This window comes from Candidatus Filomicrobium marinum, assembly GCF_000981545.1.
Taxonomy (GTDB): Bacteria; Pseudomonadota; Alphaproteobacteria; order Rhizobiales; family Hyphomicrobiaceae; genus Filomicrobium; species Filomicrobium insigne.
In genome coordinates this window covers 1,562,333-1,578,588 of the sequence record NZ_LN829119.1, presented here as the reverse complement: position 1 = coordinate 1,578,588, position 16,256 = coordinate 1,562,333, and the positions used below count along the sequence as shown (strand labels likewise).

Here is a 16,256-nt window from a genome sequence, read left to right as displayed (position 1 = left end):
TTTCACAAACGTGTTGGAGGTGGGGAAGGCGCTTGGTGTCGCCTTCCCCCAAAGTATACCGCTAGCTAAGCGTCAACGGGTCGATAAAAATTCCACTCAAGCTTCAAAGAAGATAGGCGGGCGACGCTTGTGAAACGCAGTGGCATCCTCGAACGCTGCAGCCATCCGGAGCAACAGCGCTTCCTGGAAGTGATTGCCGACGAGCTGCATGCCAATAGGAAGCCCCTCCGGCGAGAAACCGCAAGGAATGGCGACCGACGGCAGAGCTGTGTAGCTGAAGGGGATCGTGAACTGGCGTCCACGTCCAAAGTCCTTAGCCGCGGCTTTGAGCAGCGGTGCGGTTGTCGGTAGGGAAGGCGTCAGAAATGCATCGACAGATCGGAAGGCTTCTTTGACTTCCGCGATCACGAAGGGACGCTCGCGAATCCGGCTTTCGTATTGCTCGGCCGTAACCTTTGATCCCTTCGCGATGTTGTCGGTGACGATCGGCCCGAAGAGCCGTTCCGCGTCCGGTGTGGAGCGAAACTGATCGCCAAGGATCTGATTGAACTCATAGAGAAGGATTTCGCTGAAGAGTTTTGCGTAATCGAGTTGCCCCTCCAGAGGCTTGACCTTGATAGGCACGATTTCGGCGCCTAGGTCCTTGAACGTCTTCTCTGCCTCCTTGACTGCAGCAGCGACCGGTTCGTCGATGTCCGCATAGGTATAGTTGTCAACGATACCGATACGCAGGCCCTTCACGCCATCCTTCAATGCCGCCGTGTAGCTGACCCGAGGCTGCGCGAGCGCCGAGTTCTTGTCTTCAGGATCGAAGCCCACCATTGCGTCCATGAATATCGCGAGGTCGCGCACATTACGCGCAAGTGGCCCCGTCGTGTCGAGGCTGTGCGAGCGCGGATAGAGCCCCTTCAGGCTGACCAGCCCGAACGTTGGCCGGATACCCGCTATGCCAACCCAAGAGGCTGGCACGCGGATCGATCCGCCGGTATCGGTGCCAGGTCCGCCAAGGCAGAGATTGGCGGCGATGGCGGCACCGGTTCCACTGGAGGAACCACCCGGCGAACGATCAAGATCCCAAGGGTTGTGAGCATCGCCGAATGTTGTGTTCGTTCCTGAAACGCCTGCCGCGAAGGCGTTCATGTTCGTCTTTCCAAGGAGGATGCAACCGGCTTCCTTCAATTTGCGAACGACAGTGGCGTCAGACGTCGACTGGCGATCCTTAAATGCCTCGGACCCGACCGTTGTCTTGGTCCCCTCGACATCCATGAGATCCTTGATGACAATCGGAATGCCGTGCAGTGGCCCGCGGTCTTTGCCATTCTTAAGTTCTTCATCGCGTTCCGCGGCAGTGCGGAGCGCTTCCTCCTTCAGGACCGAGATGAACGCGTTCAACTGCGGCTCAAGTTTTTCGATGCCGCTAAGGTAGGCTTCTGTGAGCTGCTTCGATGTCAGAGAGCCGGAACGGAAGCGTTTTCCAGCCTCAACCACCGAGTTCGGAAGACCTTCATTCCCGGCTGATGCACCCGCAAGCGCTCGCGTGCTCGTTCCTGCAACCGCAAGGATGCCAGCCGCAGCAGTCGCCCCGGCAAGCACGTCTCTCCGATTTAGGCCCTTGTTTTTATTAGCGTCCATAAGGAACGTTTCCTCCTGCCATTTTTTTATGCAGTATTACTCTTGCAGTTATTGAGACAATGTGTCCAGTTTTTTGATGGCAAAACCGTGGATGGCGGAACATGCGTTCGCATCAACGTTTTCCGCCACCCAGCATTATGGATAGCCACACTCTGAGCTTATTGTGCGGAGCCAAGGAGTATCCGTATGCGCTCGCGGATAAACGGCGCCACAATGGGGCGGCCGTCGACCACGTCGACATTGAGCGCATAGACATTGTCGACAATCTGCGCGTCACAGTCCTTCTGCGCGGCTTCTTTTATTTTGAGGAGATCGGCTCGGTTCCGGGCCAGCGCGGCTTCACGTATGTCGCGCACCCAATCGCCCGTCCCTGCGTAGTACACGACGTATCGGGAACCGGTTGGTCTGGAAAAAATGATGCTTGTCATGAACAGATAACCACCTAGCCCAGGTCTTCGTGCGACATAGTCACGTCACGAAGGCGACCCTCGCACTGAACGTCACCCTGCGCGGCGTAAGCACCTAACGTGGCGGAAAAAAATGGGACGCAGAACGTGAGGATCAGTTTGCCCCATTCTACCTCTGCGTTGCCTGCAATAGCGTCCCCTTGATTGATGAGGTTGAGAACTGTCCCAACCGCTGTAGCGATGAGAAGAGACCGCTTCACCACATGCCAGGAGAAGGCCGAACGAAGTGCCGATCCGTAAGCCGCCGGACGACTGGGAGCACCACGTTTACCTCTCTCCGTTTCAACATCCCACGCCATGCGAAGCAAATCCCTCCCGCTTCCATCGCCTATCGCACTGCCGTTTCCATGAGGCCGAGCTCACGGAACGCACGAAGCGACCCGGGATGAAAAGCGTCTGGATTTTCGGAAGCGCCATAGGCGAGCGTCGCGGGCGTCCATGCCTTCGTGAACGCGTTATACTGGGCGATCTTGTCGTAGTTCTTGACCATCACCCGGATCAGTTCCGCTGCGAGTTCCTCTGGAAAGGAAACATGCGCTTCCAGCAATAGCAGGTCCCCAAAAGTAACGAGGGGATCGGGTTGATTTGGCAGAACATTGGGTTCGTATTTAACGATGCGGAAGGGTGCGCCGGTTTTCTTATTGTACTCTTCCGTCATCTCAGCCGGCACCTGTACATAGCGCCAGTCTCGGTTCGACGCTTCGATCTGCCGGTGCGGACCGCTGACCACGGTATGCTTGCCATCCGCGCTGGTTACACCGAACAGCGTTCCGACGTCCGTCCGTCCATCGAGTAGAGCTTCGATATTCGGGCTCGTACCGAGCGTATCCAAGCTCGTGAGCTTGGGCGTCAGCTTCCATCCGTCGAGTAGCATGCGTTGGTGCATGCCCCATTCGTTTTGCGTGAGAAGTCCGATTCCGACCCGACGTCCGACGAAATCCGAAGGGGTGCGAATCTCCGGATTGAGCGTGACCCACACATTGTAGGAAAGGCCCAGCACCGCAACGATACGGAAGTCTTCAGCGTGGGGAAGCGGCTTCAGGTAGAAGGGCGCCAACCCTGTCTTCGCTGCCCAATCCAGAACGCTACCGGACCCAAACAGCGTATCCTTGTGACGATTAGGTTGTGTCGCCATTGCCTTGACGTTGAAATTGAAGCCGGACGTCTCTTCCACTTTGAGACGCAGGGTCTTTGAAAATTGCTCCATGTGGGTCTGGATAGCGGCGAAGGCGTTGTAGGGGCCTGAGCCACTGGGGGACGTCATAATTCGGACTGTTTGTTGAGCGGTCGCCGGAGCGGCGACAAGCAAAAGCGCAGCCGCAGAGAGTAGCGTCCGCAGGGTCACCTGTTTCATAACGTCTTCCTCCCAAATTGATTTTTGATTGTTTGGTCGTGCGTAAGCAGGCGCCCGGTAAAGCCGGGCACCTGCATTTGGGGTTAAGCTACCTTTCTGGATTCCTGGGCGAGCGTGTCAGCCAGTTCCTGGAGGTTCGCGGTGATGTAGGTCGGCTGTACGCCGATCTGCAGCATGGGCTGACGGGCTCTATTGGTCCAAGCGCAGCGCAGGCCCTGACGCATGGCTCCAACCACTTCCCAGAAGTGGCCCGTGACCCACAGAATGTCTTCCTTGGCGCATCCGGCACGCTCAATTCCAAGTTGGAAAACCCTTGGTGAAGGCTTGAACGCGCGGGCCTCCTCGCCGGAGCTTATGATCTCATCGATGTAGTCGATCGTTCCCGCGAAGCGACTGTGATCTTCGATCATCTTCTTGGTCGGGTTGGCGACGATCTTGACCGTCAGGCCCTGCTCCTTGAACGACTTGAGGGCGCTAATGACATCCGGGTAGGCCCGCAGCCGGTGATACTCGCCGTTGATCTCTTTGATCGTCGCGCAGCTGAGCTTTACGCCCTGATGTTCCAGGGCCCAGCGGAGACAAGCTTCCGTAAGGTCTGGGTGGGGGACGAAGTTGTCGGCCAGGGTCGTGTAGAACATCGCCCATTTCTGTTGGAAGCGCCAATCGGCAGCGATCCGATGGGCCAAGTGGGATTCTTGGACGTACTGTTCGATGACATCGGCGATCGAGTAGTTATCGACGAGGGTACCCCAGGTATCGAAGAGAAGTGTCTTAGTCATATTAGTCTCCTATGGTTTGAGTGAACTGGGTTTGGAAATCGAGTAGGGGCCGAGAGCGACCGGCGACGAACCGACCTCTTTGCGGCGCTGTTCCTGCCAGGTACGGAGGATCAGAACGATCGCAGCAGCGATGACGATGGCTGCGACGAGAACCCACTGAGTCGCCAGGTAGGCGCAGTGCAGCGCGGGGCCGAGGAGCAGAGCCAGACGCTCGATCCGACGCAACGGCCGTCCCATGACCCCATAAATCGCGGCGCCCCACATCAGGATTGCTGCCATCAGTGACAGGCAGGCAAACGTGGCTCTCAGCCCGACATCGGGGAATGCCAGGATCGAGGGGAAGACGACGAACGTGTAGGGGATCAGGATCGCGACAAGCGACATACGGGCTGCTTCACGTACGGTGGCGTAGAACCCGGCTCCCGAAATCCGGGTCGCCGCCAGAACGCCGACGGCGACCGGCGGTGTAACAGCGGAGAAGATCGCGAAGTAGAACCCGAAGAAGTGCGCGGCCATTGCCGGGACGCCGAGATCAATCAAGAACGGGATCATCACGATGGCGATCAGCGCATAGGCTGCGGGCGTCGGAAGGCCGAGTCCGATAAGCATGGATAAGACCATGCCAAGAAGCAGTCCGAGCGCCACGTTATCGCCCGCCGCGACCATGATCGTGCGGCCCAACTCGAAGCCCGCCCCGGTCGTGATCAGGACCTGCACCAGAATACCGATGCCTGCCATGATCAGACCAAGCTGGAGAGCGGAAATCGTACCGTAAGTCGCGCCAGCCCAAAGCTCTGTCCAACTGGGGCGATACTGCGCCGGCCGCAGGAAAGAGAGCGTAAGCAAGAGCCCGAGCGCCCAGAACGCTGCATAACCAGCCGAATAGCGCAGGTAGAGAAGGGTAACGAGCACGCCGAACGAAATCAGGAATGACGGCAGCGTCCACAAGATCCCTGCGACATCGACCGGCTCGTTGGAGCGCTCGAGGCCTGGTGTGGCTTCCGCCAGGAAATAGGCCGCGATGAAGACCGTCAGAACGAACAAGAACGCGGGTATGATCGCAGCTGCAGCGACTTCGACGTAAGGAACACCAAGATTGACGGCGATTAGAAATCCGCCCAAGCCCATGATGGGTGGAATGAGCTGACTGCCGAGCGACGAGACAACTTCAACTGCACCCGCCGCGGCCCCGCTTAGCCCTCGTTGCTTCATCGAGGTGATCGTGACCGGGCCTGACAAGGCGACATTGGCGACTGCTTGTCCCGTGACCATGCCGATAGCCGAACTGGCCAGGATACTCGAATAGCAAATCCCGCCGCGGCTTACGCTGAGGAGCAGCTTCCCGACCTCGTTGAACATGTCGAGAATACGCGTTCCCTTCAGCAGTCCACCGAAGAGGATGATCAGGAACAACGTATCGGCGGAAACGGGAATCCCCCAGAGCACGCCACGCGCGCCGCCCATGCCAGCGAGGTAGCTCATGATGACGTCGCTACTGGGGGATTCGTAGTTGAACGCACCAGGTAGCAGATCCCCGAATGCGAAATAGAGCGTGGACAGGAATATCAAACCTGCCAGGACACTGCCCCAGACGAGATAGACCAACACAATAACGGCTGCGAGTACGCAAAAGCCGGCAATGAAGTCCGTCTGGGTGATGAAGGGCTGGCGCAGTTCTAACTCGCCAACGATCAGGTGAAGATAGGCGGTGGCCGCCAAGCCAACGATAAGGACAGCGATGAGCGGCCATCGCCCCAAGCGTGCTTTGGGGGAAGCGTCGGAAGCTGACCACTCCGTCAGGAGCGATAGCCCCACGACTGCGAGCACCAGTCCGAGATGGAAGTAGTAAAATTCGAGGGCGCCATGGATTGGATATATAATAATAGCAAGTTGATATGCTATTGCCAGGGCTATGGTCGCGTCTCGAAGCAGTCGAATAGACGTATAGCCGAGCACGGTTACTCGCTCCTCTTTGCGTTTCCTCTATGCGCTCATTTCGGCGCTTATGTTTTGGCAAAGAAAAGCTAGCAGATGGCGCGGTATGCTCCTGTCAATTGGATGACAGCTGCATGAATTCGTCGAAAAAGAAACGCGCTAGAGGCAGGGGCCGTCGTCGGCCTCGATGAGGTCTTGCAGACCTTCGATATCGATCACGATGATGTGCCGATCCTGAATATCGATCAGTCCCACGCGCCGGAAATCCTGGAGTCCCCGGTTTGTCCATTGACGTGACGACCCAATGAGCGTCGCGATATCGCCTTGGTTCACCCAGTAACGGATGAGAGTGCCTTGACCGCATTGCTCGCCGTAGGATTCACACAGGAGCAATAGCAACCGCGCGAGCCGCTCTCGGACGTTTTCAGTGCCGAGTAGCTGATACAGGATCGATACCCAACGCAGCTTTGCTGTCAGGCTGCGATGAAACCACCAGAGAACTTCCGGATGGGCCCGCGCCACACTCCCTGCCCTTTCACCGCTGATCGACAATAGTCGCGTGCGGCTGAGGGTTTTTCCTGACCAGACGTGCCCCGCCCTCTCGAATAGGTCCGGCCCACCGACAAGATCTCCTGCGCTCCAATAGGACAGCGTCGATTCTTTCCCAGATGGGGAGACGTAGTAGACCCGCACGAGCCCATCTAGGATCAAGGAGGTATGGGTATGGGTAGATTCCTGCTCGAATAGCTGACTTCCTGCAGGGAGGATGCGCAGTTCTCCGGCGCGGAATAGCGCTTCCCGAGCCTCAACGCTCAGGTCAGGCAGAACCGCAATGTCCTGGGGATCGATCGAAATGGTTTTCTCGTCACGATCCAACATTTGGGGTTTGCAATTCCAGTTGCTGACAAAGCCTAGGCGTTCCTAATCTAGTGAGAAATCGCCTTTGAGGGGAGCCCCCTTGTAAAGAGCTTCTCCAGCTCCGTAGTTTTCTCAAGCGGGCTTCTTGATCGCCCGTAACATAGGATGACTGTTCGGCCTAAAGAAAGCGTCCAGACACCTGGCGCGTCCAGACGCTTGTTGGCGCTACTTCGCGGGCAGAATCTCGATTACGCGGTATTGCTTGTCCCGGCCGAGCTTTACTTTGAAATCGACCTTGTCTCCCGCTTTGATGCCGCCGAGTTCCACATGCTTGGTTACAGGTAGGTCCATCGTCATGGTCGGCCAGCCTACGTCCGGCATCGGTTCGTGAGTCAAGTTGATGATGCCTTTGTCAGCATCAACCGAATTGATAACACCAACGCCAGAAGCTTCCGTGCCCGGCTTCACCTCCATTTGACCATGGCCGGAATGATCCATTTTCATGTCTTGCGATGCGACAGGGCTCGTACTGATGAAGAGGCCCAGTACCGCAGCGGAAACGAACGTTCTAACCATTTAAACTTCCTCCTTTTGGATTGAGACGAGCTGGAAATCCGCCGTGTTATTCAGCGGGATGTGCGAGAGGACGGACCTCAGCGCTATCGCGCTGAACGTCGTTGGGTTTCGTGTTGAAACGCCGCCCCTCCCAAATGAGATAGACGACGGGTATGACGAACATCGTGAGGAGCGTGGTGGAGGCCATGCCGCCGAGCATGGGCAACGCGATGCGCCGCATAACGTCGGCGCCCAGTCCCTCAGTGAAAAAGATCGGCGCGAGACCTGCCACGATTGTGAGGACCGTCATTAGTTTGGGGCGCACACGCATGGCGGCACCGGCAATGACCGCGTCCTGAAGTTCAGCGAAGCTTTTCGGTGGGCGCTCGCGCATCTGCTGATCAATGTACAGCAACATCACAACGGCTGTTTCGACCGCGATCCCGCCAAGCGCGATGAACCCGACGGCAACGGCGACCGAGAAATTATAGCCTGCGAGATAAACGGCCCAGAGGCCGCCGATCAGCCCGAACGGCAACGACAGCATGATGATGAGCGTCCGGTCGAGCTTACCGAAGTGCAGCATCAGCAGGACGAAGATAATGAGCACCACAGCCGGGATCGCGATCGTCAGCCGTTCACGCGCCTCCTGCATTTGCTCAAACTGACCGGACCAGGATATCGCATAGCCGGGCGGCAGATCGATCGAACCCGCAATGATGCTTTGAGCTTCCGCTACGTATCCGCCGATATCGCGATCCGCGATGTCGACAAAGACCCAGCCAGTCAATCGCGCATTCTCGGAGCGGATGAGCGGCGGGCCGTCGACGTACGCAATTTCAGCGAGTTCCGCGAGTGGAATGTGATGTCCAGCAGGTGTGGGCACGAGAATGTCGCCAATCTGCTCAGTCGTCTCGCGGAACGGGCGATCGTAGCGAAGGATAATGTCGTAGCGTTCACGTCCTTGGACACTTTCGGCGAGCTTCATCCCGCCCAGCGCCGTCTGGATAACGGATTGGAAGACGGCAAGATCAATATTACGGCGGGCGAGTTCTCGTCGGTCCGGCCGGATCTCAAGGTACTTTCCACCCTGCACGCGATCAGCAAATGCGGAGCGCGTGCCCGGCACATCCTTGACGGCACTCTCAATTGCCAAGGCGAGACGCTCAATCGTCTGCAGATTGTCGCCTGAGATTTTGATGCCAATCGGTGTACGAATCCCGGTTGAGATCATGTCCATCCGGATCTTGATCGGGTATCCCCAGGAATTGACGAGGCCGGGAAGTTTCGTCCGTTGATCAAGCTCAGCGATAAGATCGTTCTTCGTCAGGCCCGGCCGCCATTCGTCCTGTGGTTTGAGCTTGATCCAGGTCTCGATCATGGAGATCGGCGCTGGATCTGTTGCCGTGTCGGCGCGGCCGAGTTTTCCGAAAACACGCTCCACTTCAGGAACCGTTTTGATCAATCGGTTGGTCTGAGCCAGCACCTCCTTCGCCTTTGTGATTGAAACGCCAGGAAGCGTCGTCGGCATATAAAGCAACTCACCCTCATAGAGCGCGGGCATGAACTCGCTGCCTGTGTTCCAGATCGGATACGCAATCGACACCGTGGCCGCCAACGTAAGCAGGATCACAAGCCAGCGTGCTTTGAGTGCAATCGACAAGAGCGGCCGATAGGCTGAAACGAACACCCAGTTCAGCGGATTACGCATCTCGGGAAGGAGGCGCCCGCGCACGAGCCACAACATCAACACTGGGACCAGCGTCACGGAGAGGAACGCGGCAAAAGCCATGGCATAAGTCTTGGTGTAGGCGAGGGGTGCAAAGAGACGATAGCTTTGCCCCGTGAGTGCGAAGACAGGCAGGAAGGATACGGTGATGATCAGAAGTGAGAAGAACAGCCCCGGCCCCACTTCCTTTGCCGCCAGAACGAGAGCGTCTCTGCGTTCTCGCGCAGATGTCTCTTGAGGGAGTGCCGACAGTTTCCGGTGGGCGTTTTCCACCATGACGATAGACGCATCAACCATCGCACCTATGGCGATCGCGATACCCCCAAGTGACATGATGTTCGCTGTGATGCCCTGCTCTGCCATGACGATGAATGCAGCAAGTACACCGAGCGGCAGCGTGATGATCGCGACGAACGCCGAGCGGACGTGAAGCAGGAACAGGAAGCAGACGATTGCGACGACGATGCCCTCTTCGACCAACTTCGTCGTCAGGTATTTCACGGCACCTTGGATGAGCGGTGCGCGGTCGTAGACCGTGACAATCTCCACGCCTTTTGGAAGGCCGGCCTGAAGGGTGGCCAACTTCTTCTTTACCCCCTCAATCACGTCGAGGGCGTTTTCACCTGAGCGCATGACGATGATACCGCTGACGACTTCTCCGTCACCGCCAAGCTCAACAACACCACGTCGAAGTTCCGGACCTTCCACCACGTTGGCGATATCAGACAGAAGAACCGGCGTGCCCCTTGCCGAATAAACGACCACGTCCTTCAACTGATCGAGGTTCTGGATGTAGCCCGTCGAACGAATGATCAGCTCAGTTTCCGCCTGCTCGATCACCCGGCCGCCAACCTCACTGGATGCAGCTTTAACCGCCTCCCGAATGCGGGAAAGAGGCACGTCGTAAGCACGGAGCCGGTTGGGGTCGACAAGGACTTGGTATTCCTTCACAAACCCGCCGACGGACGCCACTTCCGATACGCCAGGGACCGTCGCCAATTCGTACTTCAAGAACCAATCCTGAAGTGTGCGCAACTGCGCCAGGTCGCGCGTGCCGGTGTGGTCAACAAGCGCATATTGAAAGATCCAGCCGACGCCAGTCGCGTCGGGCCCGAGTTGTGGATTGGCGTTTTCCGGGAGCGATCCTTGAACCGACGATAAGGCTTCGATGACGCGGGAGCGCGCCCAGTACTGGTCCACATCGTCTTCAAAAATGACGTAGACAAAACTTGTTCCGAACAGCGAGAAGCCACGTACGGCCTTGGTGCGCGGCAGTCCGAGCAGTGTTGTTGAGAGTGGGTATGTAACGAGATCCTCAACGATTTGAGGCGACTGGCCGGCAAACTCCGTGCGAATAATGACTTGCGTATCGGTGAGGTCGGGGATTGCATCGAGCGGCGATTTCTCTATTGCAAGCCATCCCATGATGATGAGCGCCAATGCCCCCACCAGAACGAGGAGTTGGTTATTGACGGACCAATCAATGACCCGCGCGACCGCAGACTCCGTCGGATCATGGCCTGTAAAATCGTCAGGTCGCGTGGTCATTGCTGCGCCTCCATTTCGCGTCGACGCGATCAATGCTGATGACCCGGCATGGTCTTGGGTTTGGTGGACGGCATTTCTTCCGCAGCGGCATTCGCCGATGCCGCTCCCTCTTCAGGTGCAGGCTGAGAGTAGGAAATCATTGACGATGAACCTTTGCCGTAAGGGTTCAACTCGCGCCCTTCGAGTTGAAGCCACATGCGGGCAGATCCGTCGTCTTTCCAGAGCGCGATCTTCTTTTCGCGATAATGGTCCGGCGCCCCTTCGCGTATCCAGGGCGCAACAGCGTCGACAAGCGTTGCGAGCGCCGCTTTCACCTCGCTGTCTGTTTTGGCTGCCTGCGCATCGCGGATCGCCTTCACGGCATCTTCCATAACGAAGGCGAGCCTCGTGTGCTGGAAAGCTGGCCACAGAAGCGTCTTCACTTCGATCGCTGGATCTAGAAACTTCGGCTCAACCTGGTAGCCATCCGTTAGCGTCTCATGGAGATAGAGCGCGGCATCGACAAAATGATCGACCATCGCAAATTGCGCTGAATCGAGCTTGAGTAGGGACAGTGGCAGTTGCAGCCGCTCAAGTTTCCGGAAACTTTCACGCAGGGCACTTTCGGAATCGATGAGGAATTGCCCTGATACGACGATATCGTCGCCGGCTTCGATCTCGCCGCCGATCTCCGTCCAACGTCCCGAAATGAGCCCCGTCGTCACGGTGCGCGGTTCAAATCGTCCTCCGCCAAGGGACGCTACGACATATCGTGCACCGCCACTCTTCAGAATGGCCTCCGACGGAACCGCGAGCCGCTGCTCAGTTCCAACTTCAAAGGCGACATCGGCATAGGCTCCCGGCCGTAACTGCCCGTCCTTGTTATCAAGAACGAGGCGCACCTGCCCTGTCCGGGTCGCTGGATCAATCGTCGGGTAGACGTACTCGACTTTGGCGAAAACTTCGCGCCCCGGAATGTTGGGAAAGGTCACGCGCGCTGGAATGCCAGGCTCGATAAAGGAGAGGTCTTTCTCCGACACGCTGACCATTAGCCAGACCTGCGAATAATCCTGAATTCTGGTGAGTATCGTGCCGCGCTTCACGTAACTTCCTGGGCGCAAATCGATCATTGTCACCGTGCCGTCACGGTCGGCATAAAAGGGCACAAACTCCATCACCTCGCGGCTGTGTCTGAGTTCGGCGATGGTGCGCTTCTGCATGCCGAACGCTTTAAGGCGGGTCTCTACAGATTGGATCCGCGTGCGGCTTTGGCCGCTCAGGGCTTCGAGATAGTCTCGCTGAGATACGATGAACTCCGGTGCGTACAGCGTAAACAGAAGGTCGCCTTTCCTCACGGCATCGCCGATGGCCCGGATGCGCAGATCCTCTATCCAGGCCTCGGTACGCGCAGACATTTCCGTTTGCAGCCGTTCATTCTCGGAGATGCGGCCGAAGCTCCGGACGATTCGTCCGAAGCTCGTTTGCTCGGCCTTCGCTATCCGGACACCCATGGTTTGAAGTGTCTCTGGAGCCACCACGATCGCCGTCCGCTGCTGACCTTCGGAAGCCGCTTCGGCTGCACCATCACTTTCAAGTTTGACCAGATCCATGCCGCAGATAGGACAAGCACCGAATTCGGACGCGATGTAGTGGGGGTGCATCGGGCACGTCCATTTGACGTCACCCTTCTTTGCGTCCGACGGTTGGCTACCCGGGGTTTCCGTCGCGTACGTTGGTAAGCCGCTGGAGAGCGGGAGCAACATGACCAGAAAGGCTGCGATCACAAGCCGATGGTATTTCATGAGAAATTCCTTGAAGAGGGTCCTGCCCCAGGCGTGCAAACGCCAAGGCTCGACCGCCCCATCGCTTCATCGAGGGCGGCGCAATGAACTCTTCAAAGGTTCTTAAATTCGCAGGCGGGCGTTGAACGCGACAAGCCGCTCGGTGCCGGTTCTTGTGAGGCCGCCGAAGTTTGGCGGACCGGCAGGCCAGTAAGCGTTGATCTGGCATCCGTCCGCGCACACTGCCTGGATGCGTAACGGATGGACTGCGACCACTTTCCAGTCCAGTCGCGGTTCGGTGTCAGATATTTTAGGGACGAGTTTGTCCGAGATCCGGTCGAGGCATGTCGCTACGCAGTCTGCCTCATTATCGGATTGGTGGTGGGAAACCTCCTGCACCACGTAGCTATGATCGTGTAGGCCAGCCGATCCCGCGTGGGCGTGATGGATCGTTTCAGCGGTGGTCGCCGCGTTGTGCGCTGTGTGGTCGGCGTGCGCGGTCACCGCCGGGAACAGCCCAGCGATGGCATTCATCCAAATCAGGATGGCACAGCACACGCATCCCAGGATTTTTTTGCGTCCGCGCATCGTTGCAAGACTAGTCCGTTTCACCGGGCGCTAGTTGATCCAGACTGTGGCGTGCGGTCAAGCCTCAAAGTATGATGCGTCATTACGAAATGGTGATCGGGACGTCGTTGGGATGAGGAAGTCCTTTTTCCGGTTTCGACAAGCGACTTCAAGCTCATCCGAATATAGGGACAGCGCGGACCAAGGCAGTCCGCGCCTGCTGTCTGCGGCGCGAAATCAGAGTTCCTGCTTGGAGAAGTCGTAGCGCGGGGTCAGCATGGAAGCCATGTCTTCCTTAGCAACTGTCTTCTTGACGTGGAATTCGTCGTTTTCGATGCGGCTGATGTAGCAGTCGATCATGCCGCTATGGTCCTCCTTACGGAGTGTCTTGGCGCCCTGCGGAAAGCCGAGCGAGTTCGCCATCTGGAGGCCTTCAAGGGCTTCGATAACACCCTGGTCATCGCTCTTCTGCTTCCAGCCGCTCCCTTCAATCGCTTGCTTCAGCGCGAAGAGATTTTCCCAGCTCTGCCATGAGTGGCTCTTGGCATTGACTTTGTCAGAACCTTCTTCGCGCGCGTTTACGCCGTCGATGCCAATCTTCTTGATGAACTCCTTATGGAATTCATCGTCCTTGTACTTCAGCATGCGCGGGAAGTTCTCGACAATATAAACACCCTCAGCGGCGCCCTTCAGATCCGCTGGCGCAATCGCCTCGATGGTGCCCGAGACGGAGTACATCTTCATCGTCTTCTCAAGACCCATGGACTTAGCCTGCGTGTAGAAGGCGACCGAGAGCGCACCGAAGAACACCGAGAAGAGCACTTCCGTGTCTTCGGGGATGCGCGCAAGATAAGGAACCAGATCCTTGGCATCGAGCGGGACGTAGATCGGCTCATGGACTTTGCCGCCGAGCTTCTCGATGACGGCTTTGTGCTCTTTGTAGTGGCTATGACCCCAGGCATAATCCGGCGAGATGATCGTCCATGTCTTGCCGAGGTTCTCATAAGCCCACGGCGCACCGGCCGCAGCTAGACCATACGTGTCCGTCCCGGTACGGAAGCTGTAGCGCGTCCCCTTCTCGCCGGTCGCCTCGGTCGCCTCGCCCGTTGAGAAGTAGACTGTCTTCATTTCACTTGCGACGGGAATCGACGCGAGCATCACGCCGGAATGCACAGAGCCGGTGATGAACGACGCGCGGCTACGCTGAATGAGCGAACGCAGCTTGCGTGCACCGGCAGCAGGATTGGATTCCGTATCCTCGGTCACAAGCTCAAGCTTGCGGCCGGCGATACCGCCTGCCTCGTTGATCACCTTCGTCGCGGCGAGCGCGCACTTGTTGTGCCAGTAGCCCCATGACGCAAAGCCGCCCGTCAGTTCGCAGTGATGCCCGATCACGATCGGCCCGCTCGCCTGGGCGAACGCCGACATGTCGCGGCCGAGGCTGATATAGGCACCGGCAGCCGTCCCGCCGGCTAGCGCGACTTGCAGAAAACTGCGACGTGTCACGCCGCTTGTGGTGCCTTTGTCGGAAGCAGTCTTCTTGGGGCGGACCTTCGGGGGGTGCTTAGTCATAACTGAAGACTCCTTCCTGATGAACCTAGAGAGAAACGCCAAGGTAGCGGTGGATAGTCGAAGGATCGGCACGCAACGCGGCCGGCGTCGCTTCGTGTACGATGGTGCCGCGCTCCATGAGATAGACGCGGTTGGCAAGGCGCAGCGCCGTACGCAGGTTCTGTTCAACAAGCAGCACGGAGATACCGCGCTTTGCGATCTCATCGATCTCGTGACGGATCTGGGAGACGAGCTTAGGCATGATGCCTTCCGTCGGCTCATCAAGCATAATGAGAGAGGGTTTCATGACGAGGCAGCGCGCGAGCGCAAGCATCTGTTGCTCCCCGCCGGAGAGTGTGCCAGCCGGCTGAGAAAGACGTTCTTCGAGGCGGGGAAAGCGGCGGAATACGTCAGCAATGATTTCCGGATCTGGAGTACCGGTCAGGCCGAGTGTGAGATTTTCCTTCACCGTGAGCAGCGGGAACATGCCGCGCCCTTGGGGAACATACCCGAGACCAAGCGCGGCCAGTTTATGGGGCGCGACGCTTTCGAGATTGCCCCCGTTGTAGCTGGCGGTACCGCCGGTGCGTTTCAAAAGGCCAAGAATTGCGCGAAGTGTCGAGGTCTTGCCGACGCCATTGCGCCCGAGCAGCGCTACGGTCTCGCCGGGTTCGACTCTGAGACTGACGCCGCGCAGTACCGGAACCTTGCCAATGTTGGCTTTGAGATCATCAATCGCGAGCGCCGTCATAGGTCCTCCTCCTCCGGCGCGCCGAGGTAGGCTTCCTGAACATCGGGCGAATTGCAAATTTCATCGGGCGTCCCACGGGCGAGTAGACCGCCCTGCGCCATGACGATGATTTCGTCCGCGATGGCGAATACGACCTCCATGTCGTGCTCGATGAGCACGATATCGACAGTTCGCGCGATGTTGCGGATGGTGGCGACGGTCTCTTCGGTCTCTCGCGGGCCCATCCCGCAAACCGGCTCGTCGAGTAGGAGGAGCCGCGGCTCGTTGGCGAGGGCCAGGGCGATCTCAAGAAGCGCGATATCACCATATGAGAGCGTCGAGGCACATGTCTGCAAATGCGCCGAAAGACCGACCTGCGCAGCGAGCTCTTCGACGCGGCGATTGACGGCGACGTAGGAGGAGGCGGGCCGGAACGGTGAAGCGAGGCCCTCATGAACCATGACCGCCGTGCGTATGTTTTCCGCGACGGTGAGGCCAGAAAACACGCTTTTGATTTGAAGCGTGCGCGAGACACCGCGACGCACGATCTGATGCGGTTTGAGCCCCGTGATCTCCCGGCCGTGCACGCGTACGCGGCCAGCGTCTGGTCTGATCTCGCCGGTTATGAGATTGAAGAGCGTGGTCTTGCCAGCACCATTCGGCCCGATAATCGCGTTCAAACGCCCCGCTGGCAGCTCGAAGCTCACGTTATCGACGGCAACGAGTCCGCCGAACCGCCGGGTCAATCCTGCTACGCTCAAGGCGACGATGTCTTCTCCCCCACTGCGCAA

General features: G+C 57.9%; 14 protein-coding genes. All 14 read right to left on the bottom strand.

The window, feature by feature from the left end; translation table 11 throughout:
- Nucleotides 1-96: 96 nt before the first annotated feature.
- Entirely contained in the window at nucleotides 97-1,632 is a 1,536-nt protein-coding gene (locus tag YBN1229_RS07575; protein ID WP_046477791.1) for an amidase, read from the bottom strand.
- 158 nt (nucleotides 1,633-1,790) lie between these two features.
- On the bottom strand, nucleotides 1,791-2,060 hold the full coding sequence (locus YBN1229_RS07570; protein ID WP_046477788.1) for a DUF2849 domain-containing protein: 270 nt from the start codon (nucleotides 2,058-2,060) through the stop codon (nucleotides 1,791-1,793).
- 14 nt (nucleotides 2,061-2,074) lie between these two features.
- Nucleotides 2,075-2,398, bottom strand: coding sequence for a nitrate/nitrite transporter NrtS (gene nrtS / locus YBN1229_RS07565; protein WP_152024964.1), 324 nt, complete (start codon nucleotides 2,396-2,398; stop codon nucleotides 2,075-2,077).
- Nucleotides 2,399-2,427: 29 nt separating this feature from the next.
- Nucleotides 2,428-3,453 (bottom strand): TAXI family TRAP transporter solute-binding subunit, encoded by a 1,026-nt coding sequence (locus YBN1229_RS07560; RefSeq protein ID WP_046477786.1) that lies wholly within the window; start codon nucleotides 3,451-3,453, stop codon nucleotides 2,428-2,430.
- Between the two features lie 83 nt (nucleotides 3,454-3,536).
- Entirely contained in the window at nucleotides 3,537-4,232 is a 696-nt protein-coding gene (locus YBN1229_RS07555; protein ID WP_046477784.1) for a haloacid dehalogenase type II, read from the bottom strand.
- A 9-nt stretch (nucleotides 4,233-4,241) separates the two neighbouring features.
- Nucleotides 4,242-6,188 carry a TRAP transporter permease gene (locus YBN1229_RS07550; protein WP_046477781.1) on the bottom strand — a complete coding sequence of 649 codons (1,947 nt, stop codon included), beginning with the start codon at nucleotides 6,186-6,188 and terminating at the stop codon, nucleotides 4,242-4,244.
- 138 nt (nucleotides 6,189-6,326) lie between these two features.
- The gene (locus YBN1229_RS07545; RefSeq protein WP_046477780.1) at nucleotides 6,327-7,046 is read right to left on the bottom strand and encodes a Crp/Fnr family transcriptional regulator; all 720 of its coding nucleotides are present in this window, start codon (nucleotides 7,044-7,046) and stop codon (nucleotides 6,327-6,329) included.
- A gap of 204 nt (nucleotides 7,047-7,250) precedes the next feature.
- Nucleotides 7,251-7,601, bottom strand: coding sequence for a copper-binding protein (locus YBN1229_RS07540; RefSeq protein WP_052743777.1), 351 nt, complete (start codon nucleotides 7,599-7,601; stop codon nucleotides 7,251-7,253).
- A 46-nt stretch (nucleotides 7,602-7,647) separates the two neighbouring features.
- Nucleotides 7,648-10,857 carry an efflux RND transporter permease subunit gene (locus YBN1229_RS07535; RefSeq protein WP_046477777.1) on the bottom strand — a complete coding sequence of 1,070 codons (3,210 nt, stop codon included), beginning with the start codon at nucleotides 10,855-10,857 and terminating at the stop codon, nucleotides 7,648-7,650.
- Between the two features lie 29 nt (nucleotides 10,858-10,886).
- On the bottom strand, nucleotides 10,887-12,638 hold the full coding sequence (locus YBN1229_RS07530) for an efflux RND transporter periplasmic adaptor subunit (RefSeq protein WP_052743776.1): 1,752 nt from the start codon (nucleotides 12,636-12,638) through the stop codon (nucleotides 10,887-10,889).
- A 102-nt stretch (nucleotides 12,639-12,740) separates the two neighbouring features.
- The gene (locus YBN1229_RS07525) at nucleotides 12,741-13,205 is read right to left on the bottom strand and encodes a hypothetical protein (RefSeq protein ID WP_046477775.1); all 465 of its coding nucleotides are present in this window, start codon (nucleotides 13,203-13,205) and stop codon (nucleotides 12,741-12,743) included.
- A gap of 216 nt (nucleotides 13,206-13,421) precedes the next feature.
- Nucleotides 13,422-14,756: an ABC transporter substrate-binding protein gene (locus YBN1229_RS07520; RefSeq protein WP_082101064.1), complete on the bottom strand. Its 1,335-nt coding sequence runs from the start codon at nucleotides 14,754-14,756 to the stop codon at nucleotides 13,422-13,424.
- A gap of 25 nt (nucleotides 14,757-14,781) precedes the next feature.
- Entirely contained in the window at nucleotides 14,782-15,486 is a 705-nt protein-coding gene (locus YBN1229_RS07515) for an ABC transporter ATP-binding protein (protein ID WP_046477773.1), read from the bottom strand.
- Nucleotides 15,483-16,256: an ABC transporter ATP-binding protein gene (locus YBN1229_RS07510; protein ID WP_244465037.1), complete on the bottom strand. Its 774-nt coding sequence runs from the start codon at nucleotides 16,254-16,256 to the stop codon at nucleotides 15,483-15,485. Before YBN1229_RS07510 ends, YBN1229_RS07515 begins: the two co-directional genes overlap by 4 nt.

Excerpts from the sequence above, each read along its gene's own strand:
- YBN1229_RS07575 (WP_046477791.1), bottom strand. The coding sequence starts at position 1,632 with ATGGACGCTAATAAAAACAAGGGCCTAAATCGGAGAGACGTGCTTGCC.
- YBN1229_RS07570 (WP_046477788.1), bottom strand. The coding sequence starts at position 2,060 with ATGACAAGCATCATTTTTTCCAGACCAACCGGTTCCCGATACGTCGTG.
- nrtS (WP_152024964.1), bottom strand. The coding sequence starts at position 2,398 with ATGGCGTGGGATGTTGAAACGGAGAGAGGTAAACGTGGTGCTCCCAGT.
- YBN1229_RS07560 (WP_046477786.1), bottom strand. The coding sequence starts at position 3,453 with ATGAAACAGGTGACCCTGCGGACGCTACTCTCTGCGGCTGCGCTTTTG.
- YBN1229_RS07555 (WP_046477784.1), bottom strand. The coding sequence starts at position 4,232 with ATGACTAAGACACTTCTCTTCGATACCTGGGGTACCCTCGTCGATAAC.
- YBN1229_RS07545 (WP_046477780.1), bottom strand. The coding sequence starts at position 7,046 with ATGTTGGATCGTGACGAGAAAACCATTTCGATCGATCCCCAGGACATT.
- YBN1229_RS07540 (WP_052743777.1), bottom strand. The coding sequence starts at position 7,601 with ATGGTTAGAACGTTCGTTTCCGCTGCGGTACTGGGCCTCTTCATCAGT.
- YBN1229_RS07535 (WP_046477777.1), bottom strand. The coding sequence starts at position 10,857 with ATGACCACGCGACCTGACGATTTTACAGGCCATGATCCGACGGAGTCT.
- YBN1229_RS07530 (WP_052743776.1), bottom strand. The coding sequence starts at position 12,638 with ATGAAATACCATCGGCTTGTGATCGCAGCCTTTCTGGTCATGTTGCTC.
- YBN1229_RS07525 (WP_046477775.1), bottom strand. The coding sequence starts at position 13,205 with ATGCGCGGACGCAAAAAAATCCTGGGATGCGTGTGCTGTGCCATCCTG.
- YBN1229_RS07520 (WP_082101064.1), bottom strand. The coding sequence starts at position 14,756 with ATGACTAAGCACCCCCCGAAGGTCCGCCCCAAGAAGACTGCTTCCGAC.
- YBN1229_RS07515 (WP_046477773.1), bottom strand. The coding sequence starts at position 15,486 with ATGACGGCGCTCGCGATTGATGATCTCAAAGCCAACATTGGCAAGGTT.